Origin of the sequence: Mucilaginibacter sp. RCC_168 (assembly GCF_041355315.1) — a bacterium.
Classification (GTDB): Bacteria; Bacteroidota; Bacteroidia; order Sphingobacteriales; family Sphingobacteriaceae; genus Mucilaginibacter.
The window spans coordinates 1-21,892 of the sequence record NZ_JBFUPN010000034.1 but is presented as its reverse complement, the minus strand read 5'-3'; the positions used below and the strand labels follow the sequence as shown (position 1 = coordinate 21,892).

Annotated in this window: 16 protein-coding genes; 11 read left to right on the top strand and 5 right to left on the bottom strand. The window is 43.0% G+C overall.

Going from position 1 to position 21,892, the window contains the following annotated elements:
* Positions 1-7 precede the first annotated feature (7 nt).
* Positions 8-3,478 carry a methylmalonyl-CoA mutase family protein gene (locus AB6735_RS25670; RefSeq protein ID WP_370999054.1) on the top strand — a complete coding sequence of 1,157 codons (3,471 nt, stop codon included), beginning with the start codon at positions 8-10 and terminating at the stop codon, positions 3,476-3,478.
* A gap of 53 nt (positions 3,479-3,531) precedes the next feature.
* Here the strand turns inward: AB6735_RS25670 and AB6735_RS25665 are convergent, their stop codons facing one another.
* Both AB6735_RS25665 and AB6735_RS25660 read right to left on the bottom strand, forming a co-directional pair.
* The gene (locus AB6735_RS25665) at positions 3,532-3,906 is read right to left on the bottom strand and encodes a WGxxGxxG-CTERM domain-containing protein (RefSeq protein WP_370999053.1); all 375 of its coding nucleotides are present in this window, start codon (positions 3,904-3,906) and stop codon (positions 3,532-3,534) included.
* Positions 3,907-4,031: 125 nt separating this feature from the next.
* Positions 4,032-4,805 (bottom strand): hypothetical protein, encoded by a 774-nt coding sequence (locus AB6735_RS25660; protein WP_370999052.1) that lies wholly within the window; start codon positions 4,803-4,805, stop codon positions 4,032-4,034.
* Between the two features lie 147 nt (positions 4,806-4,952).
* Between AB6735_RS25660 and AB6735_RS25655 the strand changes: the two genes are divergently transcribed.
* Together AB6735_RS25655 and AB6735_RS25650 are read left to right on the top strand one after the other, a co-directional pair.
* A complete protein-coding gene (locus tag AB6735_RS25655; RefSeq protein WP_370999051.1) occupies positions 4,953-5,663 on the top strand; it encodes a M23 family metallopeptidase in 711 nt (236 codons plus the stop codon).
* On the top strand, positions 5,660-6,424 hold the full coding sequence (locus AB6735_RS25650; RefSeq protein ID WP_370999050.1) for a DUF4846 domain-containing protein: 765 nt from the start codon (positions 5,660-5,662) through the stop codon (positions 6,422-6,424). Before AB6735_RS25655 ends, AB6735_RS25650 begins: the two co-directional genes overlap by 4 nt.
* 414 nt (positions 6,425-6,838) lie before the next feature.
* Here AB6735_RS25650 and AB6735_RS25645 read toward each other — a convergent pair whose 3' ends face one another.
* The gene (locus AB6735_RS25645) at positions 6,839-7,858 is read right to left on the bottom strand and encodes an aldo/keto reductase (RefSeq protein WP_370999049.1); all 1,020 of its coding nucleotides are present in this window, start codon (positions 7,856-7,858) and stop codon (positions 6,839-6,841) included.
* Positions 7,859-8,215: 357 nt separating this feature from the next.
* Here AB6735_RS25645 and AB6735_RS25640 point away from each other — a divergent pair, with 357 nt between their 5' ends.
* Both AB6735_RS25640 and AB6735_RS25635 read left to right on the top strand, forming a co-directional pair.
* Complete coding sequence (locus AB6735_RS25640; RefSeq protein WP_370999048.1) at positions 8,216-8,542, top strand: hypothetical protein; 327 nt, start codon at positions 8,216-8,218, stop codon at positions 8,540-8,542.
* 47 nt (positions 8,543-8,589) lie between these two features.
* The gene (locus tag AB6735_RS25635) at positions 8,590-10,203 is read left to right on the top strand and encodes a mechanosensitive ion channel family protein (RefSeq protein WP_370999047.1); all 1,614 of its coding nucleotides are present in this window, start codon (positions 8,590-8,592) and stop codon (positions 10,201-10,203) included.
* Positions 10,204-10,726: 523 nt separating this feature from the next.
* Here the strand turns inward: AB6735_RS25635 and AB6735_RS25630 are convergent.
* Together AB6735_RS25630 and AB6735_RS25625 are read right to left on the bottom strand one after the other, a co-directional pair.
* Complete coding sequence (locus tag AB6735_RS25630; RefSeq protein ID WP_370999046.1) at positions 10,727-11,707, bottom strand: acyl-ACP desaturase; 981 nt, start codon at positions 11,705-11,707, stop codon at positions 10,727-10,729.
* A gap of 648 nt (positions 11,708-12,355) precedes the next feature.
* Positions 12,356-13,387 carry a glycoside hydrolase family 5 protein gene (locus AB6735_RS25625; protein ID WP_370999045.1) on the bottom strand — a complete coding sequence of 344 codons (1,032 nt, stop codon included), beginning with the start codon at positions 13,385-13,387 and terminating at the stop codon, positions 12,356-12,358.
* Between the two features lie 172 nt (positions 13,388-13,559).
* Here AB6735_RS25625 and AB6735_RS25620 point away from each other — a divergent pair, with 172 nt between their 5' ends.
* The 6 genes from AB6735_RS25620 (at position 13,560) to AB6735_RS25595 (ending at position 21,509) form a co-directional block, all read left to right on the top strand.
* Complete coding sequence (locus AB6735_RS25620; protein ID WP_370999044.1) at positions 13,560-14,909, top strand: sensor histidine kinase; 1,350 nt, start codon at positions 13,560-13,562, stop codon at positions 14,907-14,909.
* A gap of 13 nt (positions 14,910-14,922) precedes the next feature.
* Positions 14,923-17,007: a cellulose biosynthesis cyclic di-GMP-binding regulatory protein BcsB gene (locus AB6735_RS25615; protein ID WP_370999043.1), complete on the top strand. Its 2,085-nt coding sequence runs from the start codon at positions 14,923-14,925 to the stop codon at positions 17,005-17,007.
* Positions 17,008-17,166: 159 nt separating this feature from the next.
* Positions 17,167-19,011, top strand: coding sequence for a glycosyltransferase family 2 protein (locus tag AB6735_RS25610; protein WP_370999042.1), 1,845 nt, complete (start codon positions 17,167-17,169; stop codon positions 19,009-19,011).
* A 158-nt stretch (positions 19,012-19,169) separates the two neighbouring features.
* Entirely contained in the window at positions 19,170-20,735 is a 1,566-nt protein-coding gene (locus AB6735_RS25605) for a hypothetical protein (protein WP_370999041.1), read from the top strand.
* Between the two features lie 69 nt (positions 20,736-20,804).
* Positions 20,805-21,170 (top strand): hypothetical protein, encoded by a 366-nt coding sequence (locus tag AB6735_RS25600; RefSeq protein ID WP_370999040.1) that lies wholly within the window; start codon positions 20,805-20,807, stop codon positions 21,168-21,170.
* Between the two features lie 12 nt (positions 21,171-21,182).
* On the top strand, positions 21,183-21,509 hold the full coding sequence (locus tag AB6735_RS25595; RefSeq protein ID WP_370999039.1) for a hypothetical protein: 327 nt from the start codon (positions 21,183-21,185) through the stop codon (positions 21,507-21,509).
* Positions 21,510-21,892 lie beyond the last annotated feature (383 nt).

The window sequence follows — 21,892 nt, the reverse complement described above, 5'->3', positions numbered from 1 at the left end:
TATCTTCATGGAAAGCATTGCCCCATATCAATCCCGATACAAGATTCGTTTTGTAACAGCGGCTTCGCTGTTCGACGGACATGATGCTACTATCAACATCATGCGCCGGATACTACAAAGCAGCGGTGCCGAGGTGATACACCTGGGCCATAACCGCTCGGTTGATGAGGTGGTGAACTGCGCCATACAGGAAGATGTACAAGGCATAGCGCTTACCAGCTACCAGGGTGGTCACCTGGAATATTTTAAATATATGCATGATCTGCTGGCCGAACGCAGCGCGGGCCATATCAAAATATTTGGCGGTGGCGGCGGGGTATTCCTGCCGCAGGAGATCGAAGAACTACAAGCTTACGGTATCAGCCGTATTTATTCGCCCGATGATGGTCGTACGATGGGTTTGCAGGGCATGATCAACGATATGCTGCAGCAATGCGATTTCCCTACGGTTACCCATCTCAACGGCGAAATGGACCATCTACCCGAAAAAGACGCGGGTGCTATTGCCAGACTGATCAGTATGGCCGAAGGTAATATTCTCCACACACAAGCCCTGGACAAAGGAGCAAAGACAAAGGACAATAAAAACCCAGGCAAGGCTGTAGTGTTAGGTATCACCGGTACAGGTGGCTCGGGCAAATCGTCATTGGTAGATGAAATCGTGCGCCGTTTTTTGATGGCTACGGATAAAACACTGGCCATTATTTCGGTTGATCCATCTAAACGTAAAACAGGCGGTGCCCTTTTGGGCGACCGGATCCGCATGAACGCTATTAACAACCCGCGGGTATACATGCGCTCGCTGGCTACGCGGCAGGCCAACCTGGCGCTATCTAAACACGTGCAGGAGAGCATCGATATCTGCAAGGCTGCTGGTTTCGATCTGATCATTGTGGAAACCTCGGGCATTGGCCAGTCAGACACTATGATCACCGATTATTGCGATGTATCTCTTTATGTGATGACCCCGGAATTCGGCGCGGCTACCCAGCTGGAAAAGATCGATATGCTGGATTTTGCCGACCTGGTAGCCCTTAACAAATATGATAAACGTGGTGCATTGGATGCCATCCGCGATGTACGCAAGCAATATAAACGTAATCATCAGCTTTTTACGGCTAAGGATGATGATCTGCCTGTATATGGCACCATGGCCTCCCAGTTTAATGACCCGGGGATGAACACGCTGTTCTTCGCTGTGATGAAAACTATCAAGGCTAAAACAGGGATTGATCTGTTAGCTGGTACAGGGAATGTGTTGCCTGGCTCGGGTGAAGAATCTGAAAAGATCTACATCATTCCTCCCGAGCGTAACCGATATCTGGCAGAAATTGCCGAAAGCAGCAAAGCTTATGACGATTGGGTAAATGAACAATGCAGGATTGCCCAGCAATTGTTCCAGGTAAAAGGGGTGATGGAGCTTGGTCAGACATTGGAGCAAGGAATAAGGAGCAAGGACAAAAATCAGCAAGGCAAAGTCCTCTCCTTTGGAGAGGGTTTAGGTGAGGTGTTTGCTCATTTGGAAGCTCAGCTTCATCCTGAATGTAAGCGCCTGCTTAAAGAGTGGCCCGAAGCAGTTAAAAAATATAAGGCCGAGAGTTTTATCTATAAAGTGCGCGACAAGGAGATCAAACAGCCTTTGTACTACACTTCTTTATCTCAATTACAGATCCCCAAGATCGCTTTACCTCGTTACGAAGCATGGGGCGATGTGCTGCGCTGGCTGCTTACCGAGAATGTACCCGGCGAGTTTCCCTACGCGGCAGGCGTATTCCCGCTAAAGCGTGAGGGCGAAGACCCAACCCGCATGTTTGCCGGCGAAGGCGGACCTGAACGCACCAATAAACGCTTCCATTATGTATCGCTTGGTCAGCCGGCGCACAGGTTATCCACTGCTTTTGATTCGGTTACCCTTTATGGTGAAGATCCACACATCCGACCAGATATTTATGGCAAAATAGGCAACTCCGGCGTGAGCATTGCAACACTGGATGACGCCAAGAAACTATACTCGGGCTTTGATCTTTGCGCCGCGTCTACCTCTGTATCCATGACCATTAACGGACCGGCCCCCATGCTGCTCGGTTTTTTCATAAATGCAGCTATTGATCAGCAATGCGAAAAATATATCAAAGAACATGGTTTAGAGCATCTGGTAGAAGCCAAATTTAAAGAGTCGTATGATGATAAGGGGCTGGGGAGACCGGAATATAATAGCCTCACCCCAACCCTCTCCAAAGGAGAGGATTTAGGTGAGGCTGGGGTTCTTCCTCCCGGCAACAACGGCCTCGGCTTAATGCTCCTGGGCTTAACCGGCGATCAGGTGCTCCCTGCCGATGTTTATGAAAAAATAAAAGCTTATTCCATCTCTACAGTCCGCGGTACGGTGCAAGCCGATATTTTGAAGGAAGACCAAGCTCAGAATACCTGCATTTTCTCCACCGAGTTTGCCCTGCGTATGATGGGCGACATGCAGGAATATTTTACCCGGGAGAAAGTACGCAATTTTTATTCGGTGTCCATATCCGGCTATCACATTGCCGAGGCCGGGGCCAACCCTATTACCCAACTGGCCTTTACCTTATCCAATGGATTTACTTATGTAGAATATTACCTGAGTCGGGGTATGCATATTGATGATTTTGCGCCCAACCTATCGTTCTTTTTCAGTAATGGTATCGATCCGGAATACTCGGTGATCGGTCGTGTAGCCCGGCGCATCTGGGCGAAGGCTATCAAGAATAAATACAAGGGGAATGATCGGTCGCAAAAGCTCAAATATCATATCCAAACCAGCGGGCGGTCGTTGCATGCACAGGAGATCGATTTTAATGATATCCGCACTACATTGCAAGCGCTTTATGCCATTTACGATAACTGCAATTCGCTGCATACAAATGCCTATGATGAAGCCGTTACCACCCCTACCGAAGAATCGGTTAGGCGGGCCATGGCTATACAATTGATTATCAACCGCGAATTGGGCCTCGCCAAAAATGAGAACCCCATACAGGGCGCTTTCATTATAGAGGAACTCACCGATCTGGTTGAACAAGCCGTATTAACCGAATTTAAGGCCATTAACGATCGCGGCGGCGTATTGGGCGCTATGGAAACCATGTACCAGCGCGGCAAGATCCAGGAGGAATCATTGTATTATGAAACCCTAAAGCATAACGGCGAATATCCTATCATCGGGGTTAATACCTTCCTGAATAAAAAAGGGTCGCCTACCATTGTGCCTGCCGAAGTGATCAGAGCTACTGAGGATGAAAAACAATACCAGATAGAGGCTTTGCACGCCTTTCAGCAGCGTAACCAGGAACGTATCCCCGAGCTGCTCAAAGCCCTGCGGCACGCCGCCATTGCCAGTGACAATATTTTTGAAAGCCTGATGGAAACCTGCAAATATTGCTCATTAGGGCAGATCAGCCATGCGCTGTACGAGGTTGGCGGGCAGTACCGGAGGAATATGTAGAAGCCTGCAATTCTCACTTATCATTAAAAATCGAATAACCCTATCTATTGATATTAACTTACCTGGCTGTTACTCTTTTTCCTTAATCCCAATAAGCCTAATAAGCCGACCAAGCCTAACAGGCCCCAGTTATTGCGACCGCTACCGGCATGTTCGTTACCTGTTTTAAGATCATTGATCAATGCTGTTTTTTTCACTCCGGAATCACCGGCCGGCAAGGCATTGCTATCTGCTAATGTACCTGTTCCGGTACCTGACACGGTTGCAGCACCAGGTGCTCCCTGGCTAACACCTGTGCCGGCACCCGAGCCATTTGGTTTGGTTGTAGCTGTGGTATCCTTTTGAACTGTTTGGGCCGATAATGGATTTGTTAAGCTCAGCAACATTCCCATGGTTAGTGCTGTCGCCGCGGTTTTTAATGTTTTCATAGCTATAGATATTGATGTATTTATAAAACAACAATAGCTATGCCACTGCATAATTTTATACTGAAAACCTACCTTTCAAACTTAAATTTGCCCTACGCAAGCCAACTACCAAAATAGAAGGCTGATCAGACCGGTAACTCCACTTTATTTTTTTTTGCATAATTCAGATAGCTATATCCTGCTATTAGGGTACCCAATATAGTGCAAAGCAAGGAATATCCTAAAGTCCTCAAAATATTCATGACGTTAAAATAGATCTTGAGATACGTATCCCTAATGTTTCCCATTCCCAGTATGTCTATAAAACTGATTAGCCTTTGGGCCAGTTCCGCACACAAAAAAGTGCAGAGCAGGAAGATAGCCGCATTTTTTAAAACATCGTTGTTTACCAGTGGCTGTCCGGTTCGTTTCAGGTATCGAAAAGCAGCAATTGAGCTGATGAGTAGTGTAAATATCAGGCTAATTACAGGTGCTATAAGCAGGAGATGATTTTGTTTCATAGCCTCATAAAACCGACCGTATATAAAATTGATGGCCTCTGAATTGAGCTGAAAAAAAATGATCAGGATAATAGCAGTTTTGGCCACATACCATACTTTAAGTTTTGTGCCTGAATGAAGATTTGCGCGGTATTGACACAATAAAAAGAAGGTTAGCAGTATGGGAAAAATAAAAAAATTAGGATAATCAGCCTTTTTGAAAACCCCGGCACCCGCCACCACCATATCAAAAATAAACCATAACGAGTTGAATATCCATGCGGTGATCTCCAAACCCCGGCTTCTTCTTTGTCTGGCCAAAAGCACAATAGAAAATATCAGACCCAGCAACAGGATCAGTAAAATGATTCCCCCTATAACGAAAATTACAATGGTGGCCTCTAAGGAAAGTGAATACATGTTAAGGTTTTTGTTTAAACTACTATAATAAATTAAAATGCGATATTGTTTACCGCCAAGAAAAATACATTTTGTAAAAGTAATCGACTTGTGAATAATTTTCCGGGGCATTTACAATTTCTATAAATTTAATGGGTTATAAACTTTATGAAAAAGATCATCCTACTGCTTAGTGTTTTATGTATTGCTGCTGTTTCAAACGCGCAGGATATCAAAACCATTTGCAACAACATCAATAATTTAAATACGGCTATTTTAAATGGTTCTATAAAAAGGCAGGATGCTGCCGGTCAGTTCAAAACGCTAATAGACCAGCTCAAAAAAACCGGTTATAAAGCCTCATCATCCGGTTGGGTATTTCCGCTCAAAGGCTACAGAAGCAGCGCCATAGGGGGTACAAACGGCAACGGGTACTCAGATAAGGGCTACAATTTTCTTGATGGTAACAAGCACGCGGCCCATCCTGCTCATGATATTTTTATTAATGATCGCAATCAAGACTGCCTGGACGACCGTACCCATCAGCCGGTTGATGTACTGGTTGTTGACGACGGCATTGTAATAGCTTGTACCAACGAATGGGACCCGTCAAGCAGTCTCCGTGGCGGAAAATTCATTTGGGTATATCATCCGGCACAAAACTTCTTCACCTATTATGCACACAACCAGGCCATTTTTGTAAAGCCCGGAGACGAGATAAAACAGGGTCAAAAGATTGCCGAAGTTGGCCGAACAGGCTATAACGCATACAAAAAACGCTCGCCTACGCACCTGCATTTTTCGGCGTTTCACTTAGTGAATGATCTGCCTGTGCCCTATAATCCTTATTTACAGTTGAAAAAAGCCAAAACTATATGAAAGCCTTCATCCTCCTGCTGACATTATTATTATTTATTGGTACTGTCAAACCCGATAATGTTGTAAGCCGGTTTAAAACCCCGGTGGGTTTTCAGCGAGTAACCGCATTACCCGGTAGTTTTGGGGCCTGGTTGCAAGGGCTTCCTCTTAAACCCGTGGGTACACCTGCCCGCACCTACAAAGGCGAAATTGCCCGCACCGATCTATATACTGCGGCCATTGTAGATATGAGCATAGGTACCCAAGACTTACAGCAATGTGCCGATGCCGTAATGCGCCTCCGTGGCGAATACCTGTATCAGCAAAAGAACTATAAAGCCATCACTTTTAATTTTACCAGCGGTTTCAAATGTGATTTTGTGCACTATGCTAATGGCTACCGCTATACCAATGAGCACTGGGTATTAAAAGCCAAAAAGGACTACAGCTACCCCAATTTCCTGCGCTATATGAACCTGGTTTTTAGCTATGCCGGTACTTTGTCCTTACAGAAAGAACTCAAAAAAGTAAGCGACCCGGATCAGCTTAAAACCGGAGATGTATTTATCAGGGGTGGTTCGCCGGGGCATTGTTTTATTGTGTTGGATGTGGCAGAAGATGCCCGCCATCATAAAAAATTCCTGCTGGCACAAAGTTTTATGCCCGCCCAAAATGTTCAGGTACTCCAGGATAATGGCGACCCCTGGTTCGGTCTGGATAAAAAAAGTACTATCCTTTATGGCGAGCTCATCAGCAAAGCATATTTGAAACGATTTGACTGATCACCACCCCAAAAACTTTTTAAACCTTAAATTTTAACACTTTCCTGTACAAAACGGGGCTAAAAACAACTCAAAAGCATTCGAAAAAAATCGATTTTAACACTTTTTAACAAATTTCAGCAGGGTTTTAGCGTGTTTTTAAAACTTTAAAAAGTATTAAATTATTGGCATTCAAATAACCATATATCAAACGATCGTTTTTTGGCCTTGTTTTTCTTTTAACTAAACAGCCCGGCTTTCTGGTTGGAAAGCCGGGCTGTGCCGATTGACATAAATATACGATAATTTTGGCGGAGATCAAAAAGGACCTCACCTAAACGGCGAAGCCCTCATGTAATAATCCTCTCCAAAGGAGAGGACTTTACTCAGCAATTTTACTCCCTCTCCTTTGGAGAGGGTCGGGGTGAGGCCTATTTACCTTTTCTCCACCTTATCATAAAACCCACCGAAGGAATTCATCCTCACACCTTCTTCCTTAAAAAAGTCGCCGGGGAAACCGAGCTCGATGGCGCTGGCATCGCTCAATCTTTTTAGCTGATCATCGCTCAGGGCAACCTCCACTGTTTTCAGGTTATCCAACAACTGATCAACCTTAGTGGCACCTACTATCGGGATACACGAAAAACCCTGCTGACGGGTCCAGTTGAGGGCCACATGACTTTCCGATACGCCCAATTCAGCGGCGATGTCCATGACTACTTTGGTAATGCCTTCGGCACGGCTATCCAAACGTTTGCTTTCGGGTTTGATACGGCCTTTATCGCCTTTCAGATATTTTCCAGTTAAGGCTCCGCCTGCTAAAGGCGCCCATGGGGTTACCGTCATCCCGAAATGTTTGGCCATCGGTATCAGTTCGCGCTCGGCGGTGCGGGCCAGTAGGCTGTACTCTACCTGCAAAGCAATAAACTGGCTCCAGCCCATTAATTCGGCAAGGGTATTGCCCTTGGCTACCACCCAGGCCGGTGTATCGCTAATGGCAGCATAGTTTACCTTGCCTTGCTTAATCAGGTCATCCATACCGCGCAGCACCTCATCTATAGGTGTAATGTCATCCCAGATATGCAGGTACAGCACATCGATAAAATCGGTTTTTAAACGTTTCAGGCTTTCCTCTACGCTCCGCATCATGTTTTTGCGGTTGTTGCCCGATGCGTTGGGGTTGGTGGTGTTATCCTTCAGGGTGTACTTGGTGGCCAGTACAAAATAATCGCGGTCGTGATTACTCATATAATCGCCAATGATCTTTTCGCTGGTACCCAGCTTGTAAATATTGGCGGTATCCAAAAAATTGCCGCCTGCATTGGCATAGGCATCCATAATGGCAAAGCTGGTATCCTTATCGGCACCCCAGCCGGCTTCGGTGCCAAAGCCCATGGTGCCCAAACATAATTCTGAAACTTTAAGGCCCGAGCGGCCCAGTAATTTGTAATTCATTGGTGTGTGTTTTTAATTCATAGTTGGCGAGCCGACTCACCCCGCCTGTACTTCGTTGGGCGACCCTCTCTTCGCCTACGGCGGAAAGAGGGTTAAGAAATTTTTTTCTTCATGCGTCATTGCGGTACGAAGCAATCTCTATGCTATACAAAGCGCCCCTGTAAAATCGGGGATTGCTTCGTACCTCGCAATGACGCAACTTTTAAGTCATCATCCCTCTTTCCGCCGCAGGCGAAGAGAGGGATGGCGAGCGAAGCAAAGCCAGGGTGAGTCGATTCCTGCGCTTAAATATCGCTTTTATATAACAACAAACAATACCCACCCCGGCTTGTACTTTAAATATAAACACCCATCGCCATGAAGATCATCACCCTCCATAAAGCCATCAAGATACAGGAGTTGTACAATCTGTTGCTGCAAAAACTTAACCCCCTTTTTCATGAACGCCGCAAAAGCGATATTGATTTCACTGTTGAACAAAAAAATGGTTCCATTGAAATAAATAGTCCCAAAATATATGAAGGCTTCCTCTTTAGCCTCACTCTAAATGGTGCAGAACTGTGGATAACCCGGTCTGAACATTACGTAGATGATGTAAACTCCCTCACCATTGAATCTATCCTGAACGACCTGTTTAAGGATCTGGCAGGCTCTCATGGTACCGACCTGGTGCAGGAAGGATAAAAAGAATTGAAATATAATTTTTAGCTTTAACAGAAAATCTGCCTGTTATGCCTAAAAGTTATTACCTTTTTGTTCTGTTTTTATTAGCGACCCTTACTGCGCTGGCACAAAAACCAGTTGAAACCAAAGGTTATCCTGTCACTATTAACCGCGATACGCTTTTTACCTTTTATACCGGGCAGGGCTTGTTTGAACCGGCCGAGCGGGCCCAGGTAGTTACTAAACGTATTGAGGGACTGGTTGATCGCATTGATTTCAACCCCGATTCGCTCACGCTGAAAAACGACACCTCGGTTTCGGTGATCTCCTATAATTCGCAAATTATTCTGGCGGTAAATAATAAGGATGCAACCTTCACCGAACTTAACCGCCCGCAACTGGCAGCCAGTTACCTGGTCATCCTTAAAAAGAAACTGGGTAATTATTTTACCGATAGCAGCACCAAACAAGTGGTTATTAATATCATGGAAGCCGTTGCCGTAGTGATACTGCTGATTGTTTTAATATGGGCGCTTAACAAGGGCTCGCGCTGGTTAAAACTAAAAACACTAAAAGCCTGGGAAGCCCGGATGGATAAACTGGCCGCCAAAGGCGCCCCGGTTGCTTATGCCAAACGCCTGCTGCCATTGGTTACCGGCCTGCTGCGTATTGGCAGGTTTATATTGATCATTTTGCTGGTTTACCTGGCGCTGCCGGTGTTGTTCTTTATTTTTCCCGCGTCAAAACCTATAGCGGTACAGCTGCTTAGTTATATTGTTAATCCCTTTAAAAGTATACTGCTGGGCATTGTGCACTACATACCTAACCTGCTTACCATTGCCGTAATTTATATAGTAACCCGGTACATCGTAAAGCTGGTAAAATTTATTGCTAACGAAATTGCCCAGGGCGCCATTACCATTAATGGTTTTTACCCGGAATGGGCCATGCCTACCTATAATATTATCAGGGTATTGCTGTTCGCTTTTATGTTTGTGGTGATATTTCCGTATTTGCCGGGTTCCGATTCTAAAGTTTTTCAAGGGGTAACGGTATTTTTAGGGATCCTGTTTTCGCTGGGCTCATCCTCGGCCATATCCAATATGGTATCGGGCATTGTGCTTACCTATATGCGTCCTTACAAAATTGGCGACCGTATTAAAGTAGGCGATGTAATGGGCGATGTGGTGGAGAAAAACCTGCTGGTAACCCGTCTGCGTACTATTAAAAACGAGGATATCACCATACCTAATGCTACCATATTAAGCGGGCATACCACCAATTACAGCACAGTAGCCAAAACCATGGGACTGATACTCAACACCACCATAACTATTGGTTACGATGTGCCCTGGCAAACGGTGCACAACCTGCTTATCAGTGCTGCCGAAGCTACCGAGGGCATCCTGCTTGCCGATCATAAACCCTTTGTGTTGCAAACCGGGCTGAATGACTTTAATGTAGCCTATCAGCTGAATGCCTATACCGAACTATCGAATCAGATGGCGGCTATCTATTCCAGACTGCATCAGAATATACAGGACAAGTTTAACGAGGCCGGGGTCGAGATCATGTCGCCGAATTACTTTGCCCTGCGCGATGGTAACCACATCCAAATCCCGGATGGCTATGTACCGGAAGGGTATAGCAAACCAGGGTTTAAGGTGGAGAAAGAGAAATAGGATTTTAACTGCACGAGGACGTGCGATTCCCCTCTTGAAAGGGGTGGAGGGGTGTGTTATCTACGATGCTGAAGAACACACCCCTGCTTTTGCACATGCCTCACCCTACCCTCTCTCAAGAGGGGAATAGCCCATGAAAAGACAGCATCTATACTAATTCAAGAGGTGTAGCCCCTGATGGGGCAAAAAACCTTTTGGTTCTATTTCTACAAATATGTAGTCCCTACGGGACATGAAATACAGCCACATTTGCAGCTTAAATTGTTGCTCTATGTCCCGTAGGGACTACATATTTGTAGAAAATAATTGTAAAAATTTGGTGTGCCCCGTAGCGGGCTACCCCTCCTGTCATTTGATGAGCTATTACTCTCAAGAGGGGAACGTAGGAACTCTCGCAATGAACAGAACATCACCCGTAAAAGATTTCTCCTCGTACCTCGCAATTGACGTGTAGGGATATCCCTGTAAACCAACAAAGGCACCCTATTCAGGCGCCTTTGTTCATATTTTCTGATAAGGAAAATTATCCGTTTATCCAGCTGAATTTGTATTCCAGCATGGGGTTTTTCATGCGTTCCGCAACACGCAGCAGGCGCGATGGCAGGTTCATGATATAATCGCGGGCTTTTTCGCCGGCTTCGTTCAGGTCGATAGTGCTTTCAATATGCCAGTCTTCTATCAGCTCTTTTAATATATCCACATAATCAATAGCGGTATATATACCCAGGCGCTGAGCGGCATCGGTAAAGTGCCCAAAAGTTTGACCTACTTTTAAACCTACTTCACGCAGGAAGTGAGCAGGCATCACGATCTTTTTACGCATCATATCCTCAAAGGCTATCATGGCTTCGCTCGGGTCAACCTCAAATATTTTTTCGATAAAGTATTTATAAGCCCTGGCATGGCGGGCTTCGTCGCCGGCAATGGTACCACACATTTTTGACAATAGGGTATCGCCATCCTTTTTAGCCTGTGATGCTACACGTCTGTGCGATACATTTGTTGCCAGTTCCTGGAACGAGGTATATATAAAGTTGCGGTAAGGATCGGTCCCGGTACCGATATCAAAACCATCGGCAATCAGATACTGGGTTGATACCTCCATCATACGCATATTAACACGGCCCGACAGGTACAGGTATTTGTTTAGCAGGTCACCATGACGGTTCTCTTCACTGGTCCAGTGGCGGGTCCATTTCATCCAGCCGCCTTCTTCATCTTTAGATACGCCTTCAACCATGGTCAGCCATGATTCATAAGTAGGCAGCGCTTCTTCTGTAATGGTGTCGCCAATTAAAACGGCTATCAGATCGTAACTTAAACCCTGGGCGCTTTCCTGCAGCTCTTTTATTTCACTAAAAAAGGAATCTCTTGTAGAGTCAGGTAAAAAATCAGATGGCTGCCAAATAGTATCAACAGGCTTTAAATATTCAAACATCTTCTCAAGCATATATTTTTCAATATGCTCCATAACCTCCCGACGTTTTTCTTCAAAAAATTTCATAACAGTATATTACCTGGCAAAGGTAATCAATAAATGAATAATTATGTTATTTGATTTTATGGACAGGGGGAAATGGATTAAAAATAATTAGATAAAGGATTTTTTTGGGAGTAAAGATTTTGGGCTATTAGTTAAAGAAGGGCGTTACCTACGGCCCGGGCTATCCGCTCATACTGCCCGGGCATTAGCCACAGGCCGGTATCCGCTGCTATCCCTAACGCGGCAACTAATTAATGATTTAGTGATTTAGTGATTTCTTCTTCCCCGTCAGCAGATAAGCTTCGGGCTAAAGCGGGCAGAACGATGCTGACCCGTGCGGCTGTAAGGGCATAGCGAACCTTACCTGAAGCGGAGGGTAATGAGTGAACGAAGTGGAGGTAAGGTTTAGCAGCCCGTGGTTCTGCCAGCTTTGCAGAGCAAAGGCTATGAGCGCAAAGAAGCATTTCTGGTGACAGCCTTTTTGGTTACTTTTGTGGCGACAAAAGTAACTGGCCCTCCCGCGGCCAAGAGCGGGTATACGCTATACATCTCCGTCCTGTACAGCATAGAGATTATTAATATTATTTCTGTTGGTATTAATGAGCTCCCTTTGGTCGGTTGTCTTCATCCTTTACAGCAATGACGCGTGAAAGTAAACTTCCCTCCCCTTTATCGCACAAACCCAATAGCCTCCTTCATACAAGTAGGTAAGGTATTCATTGCCGGTTTACCGGTAAACAGAGAGAACGACCCGCTATAATCCCAAAGCATGCCGGGTATGTTTAGTCGTTTAAGGGCTATTCGCACAGCTTTAATATAACGGCAGCGGCTATCCAGATCGGCATATTTATTATAAACGCCATATTCGCCGCACAGTATAGGTACATCGTATTTAGTGGCCCAATCCTTAACTATCTGTAGTTTATCGTTAATGGATTGTTCATTACCGTCTTTATTATACTTGTTATAATTGAGTTCGCCGGCGGTTCCCCGTGCTTTTGGGTTGAGGGCTGGAAAATTTTCCGCATTATAAGGAAATGATACCCCGGTTGTTGCCACCTGGTCGCCCACCCATGCTGCACCCTGGTGGGTAAAAAAGAAGGGTTCGTAAAAATGAAAAGTGTAAATAATGTTGTCATCGGCCAGGCGCACAAAGCGGCTCAGTTCATAAATACTGTTGTAATTGGATGCGCCAATGATGAGGGTATGCTTTTTATCAATTTTGCGGATGGCGGTTACCATGTTATAGGCGGCGTCCTTCCACACTTTGGGGTCAATTCTGGGCGGTTCGTTATATAATTCAAAAAAAACATCATTAGCGCCCGTATGGATATAATGCTTTACTATTTTTAACCAGCGGTTAATAATTATAGGTGTTTCTACCAAATAATTGGTATCATTTAACTTTCCGTAGTGGTAATCAATCACCAGTTTAAAGCCATAATCATGGCATAGTTTTACTACCTGGTCAATACGGCGGAACACTTCCTCATCAGGTACATGCTGCTCTTCAAACCACCCAAAAGCAACGGGCAGCCTGATGCTTTTAAAGCCAAGTTTCTTCAATAATTCCAGATCGCTTTTTTTTAAATCCTCTTCCGCAAACGTTTGTTTAACCCATGTTTGCTCCAGCCATGAAATACTGATGCCATGATCTAAACTTTGCGCACGTTTAAAAGCCAGCGAACGGACTTGCTTCATTTTTGGACTGCTTTTTGCAAGAGCGCCAGCAGTTGATACTATGAGTATTAACACATAGTTTAAGATTTGCGTTAAAAGAATTATTCTCACTCTCACCTCTTAAACCTAAGCTTGATAAAAATCCATAACAAAACAGGGCTTGATTTTTAATTATAATTTAAGATAACGAATAATGTTTGTTCAAATTGCAAAAGACGAATTAATAAAAGAGACCTATAAAAAAGCGTGGTTCCAAACCAATAATATTATTTGGCCCATTATTTTGCTTTACCCGGTTTTCAGCATTATTGATTACGTATATGCTCCCGAAATTTGGATACAGTTTTTTATTGTAAGATTGATCACCAGCGCGCTCATATACGGTCTGCATGGTCTTTTTACAGCTAAAAGATATGATTACCGCCTGTTGCTGCATATCAGCTTCTTTATGCTGTCGGTAACATCGGCGCTTTTATGCAATATTGTAAAGATCCAGAACCTTAATATTTATTACCTGGTTTTTGCCACTATTGTATTATTTTTTAACCTGCAGGTTTTTTGGGAACCTATAAATTCATTTATTGAGGTATTGGTAGCTGTGCTGCTATTGGCTATATTTTTTAATCTGTTTAGTGATTACAACCTGGATATCGTGATTGGCACAGGTGGCGGGCAGTTTTTTATTATAACCGCTATTATTTCATGTATCATTCCGGGTACCCGTTACAAGGTAATGCGGAGGGATGTGCGCTCGCAAATCCTGATCGAAAAATCAAACGAGCAGCTCAAACAACAAAATGCCGACATTAATGCCAAAAACAACCTGATCGACGCGCAATATGAACAATTACGCAAGATAGATGGGCAAAAGAACAGCTTTATCAATATAGCCGGGCACGACCTTAAAAATCTCATTGGCTCGGTAGTGATGAGCAACAACATGATCAAGGAAGAGGATTATCGCCTCAGTAACGACCAAAAGGAGTATGTGGGCTATATAGCGGAGTCGGCCGAAAAAATGCAATATCTGCTCAATAAGCTGATGGATGTAAAAGAGATAGAATCGCCGGAAATGCAGTTTAAGCTCGAGATATTTGATGCCAATGTAGAGGTGGCCCACGTTTTCAAAGGCTTATATGAAACCGCGCAGATGAAAAACATCCACCTTACGGATAATATCCTGAAATTGCCACTTAATGTTAGGCTCGACAGGGTATTTGCGGGTCAGGTATTTCAGAATCTTTTATCAAACGCCATTAAGTTTTCGCAAACCAATAATGATATCAGGGTAGTGACCAGCCTGCAGCGCCAGCGTTTTGTTTTTGAAATTATTGACGAAGGCATAGCCATTGGCCAAAAAGAACTGGACATGATGTTTAACAAGCTAAAAACGCTTAATGACACATCAGGTACCAATGAAAGCCGCCTTGGTTTAGGCCTTTCCATCGCCAAACTAATGACCCAGGAAATGGGCGGCGAACTAACCTATCGCAGCGACGATAACGGTAATTATTTTAGAGTTGAGTTTTACGTTATAAATTAATATTTACAACCAGATGAATAAATTTTTAGCCCTTTTAGCCTTTGTATTTTTAGTGAGTACATCGACACAAGCACAAAGTATAGTAACTTTTAAATCGCTTGGGCATGAAGACGATGTGCTATACGGAATGAGTGGCGCCAATTCATTTTATGTGAAAATAACCCCGCTTACCGAAATGAATGGCAGCAAGCTGGTGTTATATTTTGAGCCTTCACAGGCTTTGATCAAAGAGCGTTCGTACATTAACGTGGTTATCAATAACAAACCAGCCTATAGCGCCCGCTTAACCAGGGATTCTATACAGAAGCTTGTCCTGAATCTGACCCGTGCGGATCTGTCGGCCGATAAGTTCCTGAAGATCCAAATAAAAACCCTGTTAACCATCAGCGATGATGAGTGTAAGGATCTGGATAACCCGGCTATGTGGTTAAAGATCAAAAATTATTCATACCTGTCATTACTAAAAAGCAATAAGAGCTTTTTTGATAACGTCAACATTAGCAACTGCTTCGACTCTAAAAGGGCTATTGTTTATCCGGCAAACCCAAGCCTGTCTGACCTTAAAGCGGTGGCATGGGCCTATTCAAGGTTAAAGAAGACGCAAACACGCAACATCCAGGTTTTTGAGGAAGATAAACTCCCCGATTCCGTGCGTAACTATATACAAGTGGGTAATATAGCAAGCCTGCCTGCCGCCAAACGCGAGTTAGTAAAAGTAACCCCGCAAAGCGGTCAGGGTTTATTTTACCTGCACAAATCGGTAAGCATGGTTACAGATACTATTACCCGCATGGTTGCTGCGCCAAACGGTACGCTTACCCCCGTTAAAACCGTAAGCCAGGAAAGCGTATCTAAAGAAATTTTATTTGTTACCGGCGGTGACGACACTGGTTTTGAAAAAGCTATTACCGCCCTGGGTAACATGAATATCCTGAACTCCACCTATGGCGATTACCTACTGATCGAGAAAGCACAAAACACTTTCTTTAAGAGCATCGACGAAAACCGCTCTAAATTATCACTGAAACAAATTGGTGGTATCAGCGACTTTTTATCAGGTATTGGTTCGTTAAAAAGTGCCTACTCCTTTAAAAACAGCGACTTTAGCTTTACGCCAAAAGAAGTAGAGATCCATTTTGTGGCCAACTACAGCGGTTTAAGCCCCGGCGACCGCGGTTTCTTTAATATTTACCTCAATGGTTTGCTCATCAGCAGTGAGAAACTGGATGCATCCGGAAAGTTAAATACTTCTATCACCATTAATCGTTACCAGCACCATAAATACAATACGCTGGAAGCCGAATTCAGATTTTTCCCAACTACGGGGCATTGTAAAGACAGCTTCATCAATTTCTTTGCCGAGGTTGACGTAGATAAATCATACCTGGAGTCAAAAAATCCGTTCATCACCAGCAATCTGAGTTTTTATCAATACCCGGAAGCTTTTAACACAGGTACTACGCGTGTATTAATAAGCAGGGACTATGCCAAATATACTGCTGCCGCGCTTGGCGAAATTATTTATGAGCTGAATAACAACATCAACGCCAATAACTTTCCTGAGTTTGTTTATTCAGATACCATGCAGCCAACCGAGCTTAAAAAATACAATATCATTGCGCTGCTTTCAAAGGATGATAAACTGCTGAAAGAGTTTGCGGAAGCGCCAATACAATTCGAACGTGATTTCCGGCTGTATAATACCGACAATCATGATCCTGTTTATTCCCTGTCAGACACGGTATCAAATGGGCTGGCCCAGATATTTTACGGGCACAGCAATAACGCCACACTGGTACTTACAGCCACTGGCAAGCACATATCCGAGGCATTTTTAGCGGTATCAAAATCCATTACCGAACAGCTTTCAACCCTGTCAAGTAACGTTTGCATATCTGATGTTAACTCCAACAAATATTTGTTCAACATCAATAAATCAAGCGAGAACCTGGAATATATCGACACCAAAAGCGGTTTAACCCGTTTCTGGGACAATTACAACCTGTATATATTGCTGGGTTTACTAATACTGATATTGCTGTCGTTCCTGTACGTACGTTCAAAAGTTCAAAAATCACAGGAGTTGTTTAACGATTAATCTTTTATGTATCAAGTAGTTAGTATCAAGTATCACGACTTTTGGGGTACCAAATACTAACTACTTGATACTATGGATCAGGTACTACGATTTTTCTGTAACATTTAAATCTGTACTTAATACTTGATACTAACTACTTGATACCAAAACACCCAAAATATGAGTATTTCTATTCCTGAACTTTTGGTTAGCGACAGGTTCATCACACCAGGCGATCAGGAAAAAATCAAGCATTTTTCAGAACGGTCGGGAATGTCATACGCCAAAATCGCTTTGAACTTTGGTTATATCTCGCGTAAAAATTACGAGCGGTCATTAACCAACGCGGGCTTTACCTTCGCGCCGGTAAGGGAAGAAGCTTTTGATACCGAAATACTGAAAAAGATAGATCTGAAATTTGCTAACGATCATATTGCCTTACCCCTCCGTATCGAGAACAATAAGGTAGTGACGTTAATGAGCGATCCGAGTAACCAGCTGTTTATTGAGTTTATTCGCTTCACTTATGATCTGGAACCACATATCATTGTAGCCAGCGATCTGGACATTACCTGGCTGAGCCATAAACTATTGGGCGAAAAATATGTAAAAGCATCTGTGTATGAGCTTTTAAAACGCGATCCGGCCAGTTCGGCATCCACCACCTTTACCAGTCCGCAGTTGGTTACTATTTTTATCATCATCGGTATCACTGCTGTAGGTTTGGTGCTGAATTTTAAAAACACCTCTATCATCATTAATGTGATGGTGAGTTTATTTTTCCTGATCGCCATTGTTTTTAAATTATTCCTGGCCCTCATTGGTTCGCGTTTTGAACTGCACCAGGCGGTAACCAAAACTGATGTACGTGATATTGTGGAAGACAGCCTGCCGGTTTACACCATATTGCTGCCGGTTTATAAAGAAGATAAGCTGATCAAAAAACTCATCTGGAACCTGCAGAGCCTGGATTATCCACGCGAACAACTGGATATTAAACTACTGATTGAAGAAGATGACGACAAAACCCTGCAGGCGGTTCAAAACCTGGATTTCCCTGGTGTTTTTGAAGTAATTGTAGTGCCATTTCATATGCCTAAAACCAAGCCCAAGGCCTGTAATTATGGTTTGCACTTTTCAAAGGGTAAATACCTCACCATTTATGATGCTGAGGATATTCCCGATACCGATCAGCTCAAAAAAGTGGTATCTCTTTTTTCCAAGTTGCCGCAAAATTATATCTGTATACAAAGCGCGTTAAACTATTTTAACAGGAACGAGAACTTCCTTACCCGGATGTTTACCCTGGAATACTCCTACTGGTTTGATTACATGCTTCCCGGACTGGATACGCTGGACATTCCTATTCCGCTGGGTGGTACCAGCAATCACTTTAAGATGGACGCGCTGATAGAGTTAGGCGCCTGGGATCCGTTCAACGTTACCGAAGATGCCGACCTGGGTGTACGCGCTTACGCCAAAGGCTATAAAATATCCATCATCAATTCCACCACCTACGAGGAAGCTAACAACGAACCTATTAACTGGATACGCCAGCGTTCGCGCTGGATCAAGGGGTACATGCAAACTTACCTGGTGCACATGCGCAACCCGGCTGCACTGGTTAAAAAAATTGGATGGCGGGGATTTTGGGGCTTTAACTTTTTTATAGGCGGTACCTCGGCCACATTTTTGGCCTATCCGCTTTTGCTCATCATATTTATCAGCTACCTGATATTTGATTTTTCGACTATACGTACCCTGTTCCCTGATTGGGTATTGTTTATGGCGATATTTAACCTGATGGTGGGCAACATCCTGATGATCTATATCAACATGATGGCGGTATTTAAACGCCGGTATTTTGAACTGATATTATTTGCCATTGCCAACCCGGTTTACTGGTTAATGCACTCGGCAGCAGCCTATATGGGCCTGTACCAGTTAATAGTGAACCCTTTTTACTGGGAAAAAACCAATCACGGATTAAGTAAAGTTAATAACCCAACAAATGTTATTAAATAGATTAATAATAGCCTCACCTAAATCCTCTCCAATGGAGAGGACTTTGACGTGCCGAATGAATAAATATTCATTTTTAAGTCCTTCGCCTTTGGAGAATGGTTGGGATGAGGCCCCTTTGTTGCCTAATCCAACAAACGTTATTAAATAAGATTGTTGTAATGAAGATCACAAAAAATCAATACCTTTTTATTTTAACCCTGATACTTGGCGTTTACTACCTGGTGATCGGCATTTATTTAAATCACCTGGGTTATTATAATCAGGAAAGCATTTTTTACATCGAGAAAACCAAAATAGTTTTTGAGGGCCTGGGCAACCGCATTAAAGTAATGGGTCTTACATCGCCCTTACTGCCTTTTTACAATACCTTTCTTTTTAGCTGGATAGACTCCTACCTGGCGCCGGTAATAGCATCGGCTATTGGTACGGCCGTTTTATTTTACATTATTGCCAGTACCCTAACCAAACGTATTGAGGACGATTTTTATTTATACGCGCTGTTATTGTTGTTTTTTCTGCATCCGGGCTTGTTATACACAGCCTGTTCGGGAAAATCCATCTACATGGTGCTCACTTTCTTTTTCCTGTTCTTTTTTAACCTGCTTAAGTTTTATCGTTCCAATACCACGTTTCACGTTTCGCTGGCCAGTATCTGTTTGGTGATCCTTATTTTTTGCGATTATAAGTTTATCTGGCTCACCTTATTCTTTGCTCCGCTGGTATTGGCCATTACTGTTCAAAGCTTAAACCTGGGCGAAAAGGAATCTATTTTCCGCTTGTTTTTAAGTTTTAACAGTCCCTCGCTGCGCCGTAAGCTCATCAATAAAACATTTGCCATCTACATTATCCTGTTTATTTTGCCTGTAGCATCGGTGATCTGTTATAAGTTGCTCAATTTGACGCACGCCAACGATCTGAATTATTTTATCGAGAGCCCTTATGCCACCTGGAACGTGCTGGTTGATAAGCTTAACTTTGATATTGCCACTACCAGCGCCAACTATCAGTTGCCCGAGCTATCCATCATGGTATCGTTAAGGGTGATCTATTTTTGTCCGCTCATATTGGTGGCTATTTATCTTTTCAGGGAAAGTACCTACCAGGCCTTAACTATTTTAACGCCATTTGCCTTTATTGAATTTTTGCACATCAAGTACGATAAGATATTTTTAAACTACGAGTATTACCTCATTTTCTTGATCCTGGCGTTACTGTGCCTGGTGTTTAAGGCGCAAACGGTGAAGCGGCAACTACTGTTTAAGGTAATATTATCGGTTGTAATATTGATCCAATTATATACCGGTTATATTTTCCTGAGCGATTCCTTAATAACCGACGAAAAGAGGTTTATAACAACGCTCACAACAGGCAAACAGAATACCGACCAGGAAGAAAGTATGGAACTGGCAGATATTATTAATAGTCTGCCCAAAACTTCGCGTGTACTAATGGATGATGCCGTAGCCTACCCTGTTGCCGCGTTTACCCATGACATCCAGAAACTGACCCTACCCTACCAGGAGCTGTTTTTAAGTGCTATAGAAACGCCTTACCGCTATGACAATTATATCCTGATAGCGACCCAAAAGAATCCGTTTACGGGCTATACTCAGTTGAGTAGCCGCTATATCCCACTCATTAAGATAGTGAACAGCGGCGTAAACTACCAACGCGTATACGAAACCGACAACTGGATCCTTTACCGCATAGTTTCTACACAGTAACCTTCCTGTATCTTATCATATATTATATCAACCTGCTGTACCCGGCAGGTTTTTTTATAATTTTATGATATGGATAAAGATAATTCAGTGGAAAAATTTGTAAACGACGAATTAATTAAACCAACATTTGATTTAAGCATTGATTATGCTGAACTGGTTTTAGATGGCTTCTTAGAAAATGATGTTTTAAAATCAATACCATTTATTAAAACTGGTGTTTTATTATATAGCTCCGTTTTAAAAGTGAAAGAAGCCTTTATTATTAAGAAACTACTTATCTTTTTGCAAGCCTTTCACAAAGGACAACTTTCTGATGATGAAATTAACACATTTCAAAATAAATTCATTAGTGATGTTTCATATAAAAACAAAGTTATTGAGCAAATCATACTAATGAACGAGCGATTTATTTCACTTGAAAAATCTAAAATTTAAGCCAATTTGTTTTTGGCACACGTCAAAAACATGCTGAATTGGGATGATTTATTGATTTTAACTGCTGCATTAGATACTATGAATTTAAAAGCTTTGCCTGCTTTAAAAGCATTCGGTAAAATCAAAGATTATAGAATGAATATAGTAAGTTATGATTCTGTTTTCTTTCTTTTAGCCTCTGGTTTAGCAATTAAAGAATCAGGAACTCTACTAAATAGCTATGGCGTTTGTTTTTACCATTATGGGATCATGGCCGATTTTACGTACAATTCAAATTTTCATAAAAATAACAGTCCATTTTACAAAGGACGTGCAAATACAAAAGATTTAATTGATTAAATTTCAACCTGTTGTAACTATCAATACTCCCTTAGCGATTAGGCATAATAGATTCGGATAAGCTTGATTTGTACTCTAATAAATTAAAGCCTGATATTAAGATAGCTCAACAGGCGTTGAGATAGATCCCCTTTCTCTCACTCCTGTATCGAAGTCTCCTTTAATATATCTGCAAATGTTCACCAGGAAGGAATGTCAGCATTAACTCCGGGATGAACATTATCATAGTATCCTTGAACACCATCTGCATAAGTTTCTAAGGCTTCAAGGAAAAAACAAACACAAAAAAGCCCTTGACTGATTACTCAGCAAGGGCTTGATTTAAGATTGGGCACCGACCTACTCTCCCACGTTTTACCGCAGTACCATCGGCTCTGGCGGGC